This is a genomic window from Mycobacterium sp. TH-M106 (assembly GCF_057473765.1).
This window is the reverse complement of sequence record NZ_JBYCLE010000043.1, coordinates 1-1,894: the sequence shown is the minus strand read 5'-3', so window position 1 is coordinate 1,894 and position 1,894 is coordinate 1. Positions and strand designations below refer to the sequence as shown.

Genomic DNA, 1,894 nt, shown 5'->3' with positions numbered 1-1,894 from the left:
CGGTGCTCGGCAGGCTGCTCAGCCGCGGTTTCGATCCCGACATCGACTACGACGAGTATCAGGTTGCCGCGATGCGCACCGCGCTGGCGACCCACCCGGCGGTGCTGCTGTTTTCGCACCGGTCCTACATCGACGGCGCGGTGATGCCGGTGGCGATGCAGGAGAACCGGTTGCCGCCGGTGCATGTGTTCGCCGGCATCAACTTGGCATTCGGTGTGATGGGTCCGGTGCTGCGCCGCTCCGGCGTCATCTTCATCCGGCGCAACGTCGCCGATGACCCGCTGTACAAGTATGTGCTCAAGGAATACGTCGGCTACGTCGTGGCAAAACGATTCAACCTGAGCTGGTCGATCGAGGGCACCCGATCGCGCACCGGCAAGATGCTGCCGCCCAAGCTCGGACTGATGACCTACGTCGCCGACGCCTACCTGGACGGCCGCAGCGACGACATTCTGCTGCAAGGGGTTTCGATCAGCTTCGACCAGCTACACGAGACCACCGAGTACGCCGCCTACGCGCGCGGCGCCGAGAAGCGGCCCGAGGGATTCAGCTGGCTGTACAACTTCATCAAGGCCCAGGGTGAACGCAACTACGGCAAGATCTATGTCCGCTTCCCGGAGGCCGTCTCCATGCGCGCCTATCTCGGCCCGCCGGACGGGGCGCTTGCCGTCGACGGTGGTGCCAAGCGGCTGGCCATGCAGAAGATGGCGTTCGAGGTGGCGTGGCGGATTCTGCGGGCCACCCCGGTGAATGCGACCGGTTTGGTGTCGACGCTGCTGCTGGCGACCCGCGGACTGGCCCTCACCCTCGACCAACTGCACCACACCCTGCAGGACTCGCTGGATTATTTGGAGCGCAAGCAGACCCCGATGAGCACCAGCGCGCTGCGGCTGCGCAGCCCCGACGGGGTTCGCGCAGCGGCGGACGCGTTGTCGGCCGGCCATCCGGTCACCCGCATCGACGGCGGCCGGGAGCCGGTGTGGCGGATCGCGCCCGAGGATGAGCACACAGCGGCGTTCTACCGCAACACCGTGATCCACGCCTTCCTGGAAACCTCGATCGTTGAACTGGCTCTGGCACACGCCGGGCACGCCGACGGTGACCGGCTGCAGGCCTTCTGGGATCAAGCGATGCGGTTGCGGGATCTGCTGAAATTCGATTTCTACTTCGCGGACTCGGCAGCATTCCGGCGCAACATCGCCGAAGAGATGGACTGGCACTCCGACTGGGAAGCACGCCTGGCCGCCGGCGACGCCGAGATCGACGCGATGTTGTTCGATAAGCGACCCCTGATGGCCGACGCGATGCTGCGGGTGTTCTTCGAGGCATACGAGATCGTCGCCGACGTGCTGCGCGACGCGCCGGCAGAGATCAGCGAGAAGGAGCTCACCCGGCTGGCGCTCGGCGTCGGCCGGCAGTACGCGGCGCAGGGCCGGGTGCGCAGCGTCGAACCGGTGTCGACGCTGCTGTTCGCGACCGCGCGCCAGGTCGTCGCCGACCAGCACCTTCTGCAGGCCGCGCCGGACTTGACGGAGCGCCGAATCGCGTTCCGGCGCGAGTTACAGGCCATTCTCCGCGATTTCGACCACATCGCCGAGATCGCCCGCAAGAAGTTCATCGCCCGCGAAATCGAGGCACGCCAGCTGCGGCGGGGCAGGTAGCGGGCTTATCCGGTGTGCGCCGGCGTGCGCCCATACCCTGGAGGTATGACGGTCGTTTCGGCTGAGGTGTGCCCTGAGCGCAGCCGGGGCGTGCGGGTGTGGCCGCTGCTCGCCAGCCTGTTAGCCAGCGTTGCCATGCTGGCCGGCTGCACCGCCGCCGGAATCGCGGCGCTGACGCTGGCCGATGCGCTGACCGCCACCGGGCTGCCCGATCCGGGGCCGGCGACCACGCT

The 1,894-nt window shown here is 67.3% G+C and carries 2 protein-coding genes; both read left to right on the top strand.

All coding sequences use genetic code 11. The features are described 5' to 3' along the window. A partial coding sequence (locus AC2VOP_RS01540; RefSeq protein ID WP_486959331.1) for a glycerol-3-phosphate 1-O-acyltransferase occupies window positions 1-1,661 on the top strand: 1,661 nt, incomplete at its 5' end. A 45-nt stretch (window positions 1,662-1,706) separates the two neighbouring features. Then, window positions 1,707-1,894, top strand: a 188-nt coding sequence (locus tag AC2VOP_RS01535; protein ID WP_486959330.1) for a hypothetical protein, incomplete at its 3' end; no start/stop codon positions are given.